Here is a 6492-nt window from a genome sequence, read left to right on the forward strand (position 1 = left end):
TGGTTACACCGAAGACTCCGAATGATACGTTGGAAAGAATGGAAATTGCCAAGAACCAAGAAGAGAAAACTAATCTCATTAGGAATATCGCCACAAAAGGCATATGAATGGTCGAACTCCAGGAAAGCATATTGGCGTATCGCAAAGAGTCCCATATTACACATAGCCCTTGGTACCAAATACTGGTCAAGCCAAGGGCTAAAGAGCATATCCGCTAGATATGAAAGTTTGCGTCATACATAATCTGGAACCGCCGTATACGGAACCGTACGTACGGTGGTGTGAGAGGGACGGAGGTTAGTCACCTCCCCCTATCTCAATTTTAGGACTTTAACCCATTTTTTATTGTGGAGAGAAACTGTTTTGCCTTTTCATCCGGGGCTTTTGTAAACAGACTGACAACAATGAAAAGAAAAGCAGAAACGGCAAGTCCCCAAATGCCTGATGCCAAGCCTAACATTTTTGTCTGTGTAAATTCCAGACTAAAAACGAGAATTCCTCCGATAATTACGCTGCTTAAAACTCCTTTCGAGGTGCCTCGTTTCCAGAAGAATGTGCCGAAAATGGCCGGGATCGTCACTAGAAGTCCGGCAGAGGAGGCAACCGAGAGTACGGCAATTAAATTTAGCTCAAGCTGGGCAAACAAAAATGCCAGGATGGCGATAACCGGGATGACGATTTTGCCGATGCGCAGCTGAAGTTTGTCACTGTTTACCTTTGCCATATTTCCATAGACATCTCGAGCAAATAATGACGATAATGTCAGCAAAATTGAGTCAATCGTGGAAATGGCGGCAGCCATAATCCCTACCATAACAATCACACTAAGTACAGGCGGTATCATAGTTGACTGGAGAACAGTCGGTGTTGCCAAATCCGCTTTTTCCAGGTCAGGATACAAGATTAAAGCAGAATAACCCCAAATAACGGATACGAGCGTATAAATTAAGCCAAAAACCATAAACCCCAATAACATATGCCTTAAACTTTTTAATGATTTTGGCATAAATAAACGCTGGCTCACTTGCGGGTTAGACAGACTAAAGAAAAACCAGGGAATGGTCAGTCCCAAAAAGTTAATAAAGCTAAAGAAACCATTTCCGGGAACAGTTAAATATTCAGGATAATCTGTTTCCAAAGTTTGAAAGAAACCTTGGAAACCACCTAAACTTTGTAAAATTACTAATACTACTGCCGTAGAAGTGATAATCATGAATAATGATTGCAAAGAATCGGTCCATGCAACCGATCGAATTCCTGCGATGTAACTAAAAGCAATTGCCATTATCGTTGCAATAATAACCCCGGTAGTATACGAAATTTGATTATTCGTGACTCCTTGCAGAAGATATCCGACTCCGGATAACTGCACCGCACTATAGGGAATTAAGAAAATACAGCTGGAAAGAGCGACGACGATGGCAACAAGTTTACTGTTATAGCGGTCACCGAGCATTTCCGATGGAGTGATATAGCCAAATTTTTTTCCGGCAATCCAGAACCGGGGGCCGAAAAAGGCGACAAGGGAAACTCCCATTAAATAAATCAGTTCAAAACCTAAAGCCCCAACTCCCCCATTGTATGTAAGCCCGGCTAAACCGACGAGCATAAACGCACTGTATGTCGTAGCACTGTAACTTAAGGCGGAGACGAAACCGTTTAATTTCCGGTCCCCGAGAAAATAACTGTTCATCGTACTCTGTTTTCCGCTCCGGGATAAATAGGCTACAAAAAGAGATATCCCAATATAAATTGCGATGGCCGACCAGACAAATTGCGTACTCATCCTTCCTTACCCCAATCTTTCGTTAAAAAATAATTAATGATAATTACAATGATGGTAAGAATCGTCCAAAACAGAAAACTTCCATACCATTTTGCTGTGTCTTCAAGAACGGTATAGGGAATTACAAAGGCAAGAACTACTGCAATGAAAATAATTACAGCCCAAAATGCTTCATTTTTTCTCACGAAAGCACCTCCGTTTATACGTAGTTTCTGCATCTGAATGGAACAATATTCTTGTGAATATTTTCACAAGCGGAAGGAAATATAAAAATATTGCCAAAAATACAAGAAGATATTAACAAAAAAGGGATGCTTTAGCAATATTTTAAAGTTAATTTATCCAAATTTATCGGGGAATTCATAGCGGGGAAAAGAAATGGAAATATTTTAGGAAGGGGAGTATTGGCATTATTCCTGGAATTGTTCAAGCTGCTTTTCTACTTGATGCAGCGCCATTTGCAAAATTTCTTCTTCCTTCGTATCTTTCGCTGCAATAACATTTGTATGGTACGTTTGTCCTTCATAATCGACAGTAACGTTTACTTGAATCATCTATTTCATCCCTTTCTAACAAGCGTTTTTAATATATAATATAGTTTAAAAGAGTAAATGTGTCAATTTTGTGAACTTATTGTTATTATTGAATGGCAAAAAGAATCCAAATGGCGGCTAATCGGCCAATTATGACTTTGGCTTAAATAGCTTGTGAATTATTCCTTGTTTTTCGTTCGGTTCCTGTTCAATGGCTGCTGAAATTTCTTTTTGTTTTTCCAAACGGTCATTAAATTCCTTCAACAATTCTTTGTCTCTTTCATTTAGCCGCCGGTGGACATACTCTTCAAAATAATCAAGCCGTTCACTGATCTGTGTCAATAATTTTTGCTGCCGGGTCAGCAGTTTATGAATTTGTTCCAAAGAAGGTTGATGGTTTTCATTTGGGGAGTCGTTTGATGGATGCAGCATTCCGTTTTCTTGAAGAATGACTGAGGCTGCTTGTTCGACCGTAATATTGGCTGAATTTCTTTTGGCAATCATTTGCATTAAAATATCTTTGTCTTTTTCGGTGAATTGTCTCGCCCTGCGTTCGGTTCTTGCAAACTTATATCCTTGTTTTTCCAGATGCTGAGAATATTTACGAATTGTCGTTGTTCCGACGTTTAGCTGTTTTGCCAATTGTTCTGTAGAAAAAAATTGCACTTTTTGCGCCATCTGATCACCTCCTAAATCTTAATTCTAGGTGACATGGACATTTTCCTTCATTTGCATTCGCTAGTTGTTTGCGAAATTTTCAAACATTGATTACACTTGTTTTGAAAGGGGAGAAAGTATGGAAACATTGCACGTTGGAAAAGCGAAGGTAACCTGGCTTCGGGGCGGTGTCACTCACTTGGACGGAGGAGCGATGTTCGGTGTTGTCCCGAAGGCGTTGTGGAGCAAAAAATATCCTTGTAACGAAAAAAATCAGATTGAATTAAGAACAGATCCTTTGCTTATACAAGTAAGCGGAAAAAACTATCTCATTGATTCAGGCATTGGCAATAAAAAGTTAACTGAAAAACAGATGCGAAATTTTGGAGTAACAGAAGAGTCCGGAATTGAGGAATCACTGCAAAAACTAAACCTGTCCCGGGAGGATATAGATGCTGTATTAATGACACATATGCACTTTGATCATGCATGCGGGTTAACGGAGAAAATTGCGGAGGATAAATACGCCTCTGTCTTTGAAAATGCAGTGATATATACGACAGAAGTTGAATGGAATGAAATGCGAAATCCTAATATTCGTTCCGTAAATACTTATTGGGAAATGAATTGGCAGCCGATTCAAGAACAAGTTGTTACCTTTGCAAACGAGATGGAAATAACAGAAGGGTTGAAAATGATACATACTGGCGGACATAGTGATGGCCATGCGATTATTCTTTATGAAGACGGGGATGAAGTTTTTATACATATGGGCGACCTGATGGCGACAAATGCCCATCAAAATAAATTATGGGCAATGGCCTATGACGATTATCCGGTGACGAGTGTACACGAAAAGGAAAAGTGGACAGATTACGGGTTTAATAAGAAAGCCTGGTTTACTTTTTATCATGATGCTTATTACCGGGCAATTCGCTTTAATGAAGCCGGTGAACGAATCGATATGATTAAGCGGAATCGGTAAAGGGGCCAAAAAGCAAAAAAAGAAACCGGAATGGAGCCGATTTCTACTCGGTTTCAACAATATCAACGACTCCGCCGGTTTCTGTATCGACATAAAATTCATATTGTTTATTCTTGCCGTCAACATTTCTCGTAACGCCGCCACGATATGCTTTATAAATAATCCCGTTTTTATTTACTTCTTCAGGCTTCATATAAATCCAAGATCCATTGATCGGTCCACTTTTCTTAAAAAGTTCTTTTGCGTTATCCAATGCTTTTTCCGGTGTAATCTTCTGGTATGTATCCAATTGATGCTTTAACAGATATCCTGCTGCTGCTCCAGCCGCAAAAGCGAAAAGAAGATTTCGTTTACCCATTATCTCACCTCTTCAATTTTAGAATCGTGTATTATTATTTAGTATACATTATAAAAATCAAATTGAAAAATATCCTGTCAAAGTAGATAAATGGAAGACCTTTCCGTTATACTTAAAGCGGGATTAGAAAGGTGGTCATACGATGAATCAAGAAACGCTGGATTTATTTAAAACATTAACCGAATTACAAGGAGCGCCTGGCAATGAACATCGGGTGCGGGCATTTATGCGAACAGAATTGGAAAAATATGCCGATGAAATAATCCAAGATAATCTCGGCGGTATTTTCGGCGTCAAGCATGGAAAAGAAGAAAATGGTCCTAGAGTGATGGTTGCCGGACACATGGATGAAGTAGGCTTTATGGTGACGCAAATAACCGAAAATGGCATGATTCGCTTTCAGCCTCTTGGAGGCTGGTGGAATCAGGTTATGCTCGCTCAAAGAGTGCAAATCATGACGGAAAAAGGACCGGTAATCGGCGTGATTGCTTCCATTCCTCCCCATTTATTAACGGATGCACAGCGGAAAAAACCGATGGAAATGAAGAATATGCTCATCGATATCGGTGCAGACGATAAGGAAGATGCGAAAAAAATCGGTGTGAAGCCAGGGGACTCTATTGTCCCGGTTACACCATTCACACCAATGGCCAACCCGAAGAAAATTATGGCAAAGGCTTGGGACAATCGCTACGGATGCGGTCTTTCCATCGAATTATTAAAAGAATTAAAAGACGAAAAATTGCCAAATACATTATATTCTGGTGCGACCGTTCAGGAAGAGGTAGGTTTGCGAGGAGCAAAAGTGGCAACAAACATGATTCAGCCGGATATTGCTTACGTGTTGGATGCCTCTCCTGCAAATGACTCGTCTGGAGACAAAAATGCTTTTGGCCAGCTTGGGAAAGGCGCATTAGTGCGCATTTATGACCGCTCCATGATTACCCATCAGGGAATGAAGGAATTTGTCTTAGACATGGCGGAAACAAATAAGATTCCGTATCAATATTTTATTTCCCAAGGCGGTACGGACGGGGGCAGCATTCACGTATCCGGTGATGGTGTGCCGACAGCGGTAATCGGTATTTGTTCCAGGTATATCCACACTTCGGCATCAATTATTCATATTGATGATTATGCGGCTGCAAAGGAATTATTAGTTAAATTAGTGAAAGCAACAGATCGGAATACAGTCGAGCTAATTCGTTCGAAGTAATTGGTTTTAGCAAAGAAGGTGGATTGCTTTGAAAATTTGTGTTGGATCAAAAAATCCGACAAAGGTTGGAGCAGTAGAAGAAATATTCCCTGAAGCAGCGGTCGATTTTACCGTTGTTCCATCCCGTGTCTCACCACAGCCTATGTCCGATGAAGAAACGAGGAGTGGCGCGATTAACAGAGCGTTGGAATGCAGGAAAGCATCCCCTGATGTATACGGCATTGGCTTGGAAGGCGGGGTTATGTTTATCGGAGATACTTGCTACTTATGTAATTGGGGAGCAATGGCAACTCCTGAAGGCAACATTTTTACTGCCAGCGGTGCAAGAATTGTCCTGCCTGAGGAAATCTCCCAAAAACTAAAGGATGGGAAAGAGCTTGGAGAGATAATGGACAGTTTTGCCCAACGCAAGGAAGTTCGAAATAAAGAGGGAGCAATCGGCATTTTTACGAATGACTTAATTTCGAGAAAAGAAATGTTTTCCCACGTCGTAAAGCTGCTTCGCGGGCAGTGGGAATACTGGAATATGGAGAAATAACGCGAAAGCGGAGAGAAATCTCTGCTTTTTTTATGTTTTCCGGTTTTACTATAAACAAAATTAATTATTTGAGGCTCTATACTAAATGTTGGGGTTTAGAAATAATTTAAAGACAAATAAAAACACGCTTCTCCAATTTCTTTTATACTTGAATTGACGAGAAACAAGCAAAAAGAGAGGAGAAGCGTGTAAATGAATAATACCATAAAAATCCCTGGTTTAGAAGATGTAATTATTACAAAGGTGGAGGAATTTGAGGATCGAATAGCCATATTTGTCGAAATGGAGGTCCAAACCCATATATGTCCAAAATGTGGTAAAAAAACGAGAAAAATACATGATTATCGAGTGCAAAAAATCAAGCATTTAAAATGGTTTGAGCGTTTAAGCTATATTTTTTATCGGAAGCGCAGATATAG

10 protein-coding genes are annotated in these 6492 nt (G+C 40.0%); 5 read left to right on the top strand and 5 right to left on the bottom strand.

What is annotated here, in order from left to right:
- Positions 1-243, top strand: a 243-nt coding sequence (locus tag IEV18_RS17390; protein WP_229733697.1) for a maturase, incomplete at its 5' end; no start/stop codon positions are given.
- Between the two features lie 79 nt (positions 244-322).
- Here the strand turns inward: IEV18_RS17390 and IEV18_RS16175 are convergent.
- From IEV18_RS16175 to IEV18_RS16190, 4 genes are all read right to left on the bottom strand, one after another.
- Positions 323-1786 carry a sodium:solute symporter family protein gene (locus IEV18_RS16175; RefSeq protein WP_188393401.1) on the bottom strand — a complete coding sequence of 488 codons (1464 nt, stop codon included), beginning with the start codon at positions 1784-1786 and terminating at the stop codon, positions 323-325.
- Positions 1783-1971, bottom strand: coding sequence for a hypothetical protein (locus tag IEV18_RS16180; protein WP_188393402.1), 189 nt, complete (start codon positions 1969-1971; stop codon positions 1783-1785). The genes IEV18_RS16175 and IEV18_RS16180 overlap by 4 nt, the downstream gene beginning before the upstream one ends.
- Before the next feature lie 225 nt (positions 1972-2196).
- Positions 2197-2340, bottom strand: a complete 144-nt coding sequence (locus IEV18_RS16185; RefSeq protein WP_188393403.1) for a BA3454 family stress response protein — start codon at positions 2338-2340, stop codon at positions 2197-2199.
- A 129-nt stretch (positions 2341-2469) separates the two neighbouring features.
- The gene (locus IEV18_RS16190; protein ID WP_188393404.1) at positions 2470-2997 is read right to left on the bottom strand and encodes an HTH domain-containing protein; all 528 of its coding nucleotides are present in this window, start codon (positions 2995-2997) and stop codon (positions 2470-2472) included.
- Between the two features lie 118 nt (positions 2998-3115).
- Here IEV18_RS16190 and IEV18_RS16195 point away from each other — a divergent pair, with 118 nt between their 5' ends.
- On the top strand, positions 3116-3961 hold the full coding sequence (locus IEV18_RS16195) for a YtnP family quorum-quenching lactonase (RefSeq protein WP_188393405.1): 846 nt from the start codon (positions 3116-3118) through the stop codon (positions 3959-3961).
- Between the two features lie 43 nt (positions 3962-4004).
- Here the strand turns inward: IEV18_RS16195 and IEV18_RS16200 are convergent, their stop codons facing one another.
- The gene (locus IEV18_RS16200; RefSeq protein WP_188393406.1) at positions 4005-4319 is read right to left on the bottom strand and encodes a PepSY domain-containing protein; all 315 of its coding nucleotides are present in this window, start codon (positions 4317-4319) and stop codon (positions 4005-4007) included.
- A gap of 142 nt (positions 4320-4461) precedes the next feature.
- Between IEV18_RS16200 and IEV18_RS16205 the strand changes: the two genes are divergently transcribed.
- The 3 genes from IEV18_RS16205 to IEV18_RS16215 all read left to right on the top strand — a co-directional run.
- On the top strand, positions 4462-5535 hold the full coding sequence (locus IEV18_RS16205; protein ID WP_188393407.1) for a M42 family metallopeptidase: 1074 nt from the start codon (positions 4462-4464) through the stop codon (positions 5533-5535).
- Between the two features lie 28 nt (positions 5536-5563).
- Positions 5564-6073 (top strand): DUF84 family protein, encoded by a 510-nt coding sequence (locus IEV18_RS16210; RefSeq protein WP_188393408.1) that lies wholly within the window; start codon positions 5564-5566, stop codon positions 6071-6073.
- Between the two features lie 192 nt (positions 6074-6265).
- A partial coding sequence (locus IEV18_RS16215) for a transposase family protein (RefSeq protein WP_188393409.1) occupies positions 6266-6492 on the top strand: 227 nt, incomplete at its 3' end.

The sequence above is a fragment of the Compostibacillus humi genome (genome assembly GCF_014637175.1).
Taxonomy (GTDB): Bacteria; Bacillota; Bacilli; order Bacillales; family Amphibacillaceae; genus Oceanobacillus; species Oceanobacillus humi.